The organism is Bacillus sp. P4_D3 (genome assembly GCF_056401855.1).
Map to the genome: position 1 here is coordinate 1 of NZ_JBFUIN010001313.1, position 560 is coordinate 560.

A 560-nucleotide genomic window follows, 5' to 3' on the forward strand; every position below is an offset into this window, starting at 1 on the left:
CTCCTGGAAGTGTCCAGCCAGGAAGGGGAATAGAATACTCAGCAGCCCCAGTAGCAATTAGTACGAAAGGTGCTTCTAACGTACCGATATTTGTATGCACGAACCAAGACCTTTCATCTTTATCTAAGTTATATACGGAAACACCGCACCGAATATCGACTGAAAGGGATTTTGCTTCTTCATGAAGGCGCTTTGATTCTTCTATTCCGTTCCACCATTCCCCAGTAGGCTCTTGATGCAACTGTCCTAACAATCTCCCGCCCGGCTTCATAAATTCATCAATAACAAGTACGTTAAGTCCAAAACGTGCACAAGAGATGGAAGCTGATAATCCTGCTGGTCCTGCACCAATAATAATTACATCGATCATCGCTTTTTCACCATCTCTCTCACGATATTTGGATGCTGTTTTCCGCTTTCAACAACCATATCGTTTTCTACAACCGTTAAGCATGCTCGTACGTTCGTTTGATCGTTTACAGTCACGCGGCATTCAGAACAATGTCCGATATTACAATAAATACCTCGCGGCGTCCCGCTATCTTCATGGACTCTTAACG

The 560-nt window shown here is 43.9% G+C and carries 2 protein-coding genes; both read right to left on the bottom strand.

Going from position 1 to position 560, the window contains the following annotated elements:
• Nucleotides 1-370: NAD(P)/FAD-dependent oxidoreductase (locus AC1DTM_RS31050; RefSeq protein ID WP_477001769.1), on the bottom strand; the 370-nt coding region annotated here is incomplete at its 3' end.
• Nucleotides 367-560: 2Fe-2S iron-sulfur cluster-binding protein (locus AC1DTM_RS31055; protein ID WP_477001770.1), on the bottom strand; the 194-nt coding region annotated here is incomplete at its 5' end. The genes AC1DTM_RS31055 and AC1DTM_RS31050, both read right to left, overlap by 4 nt.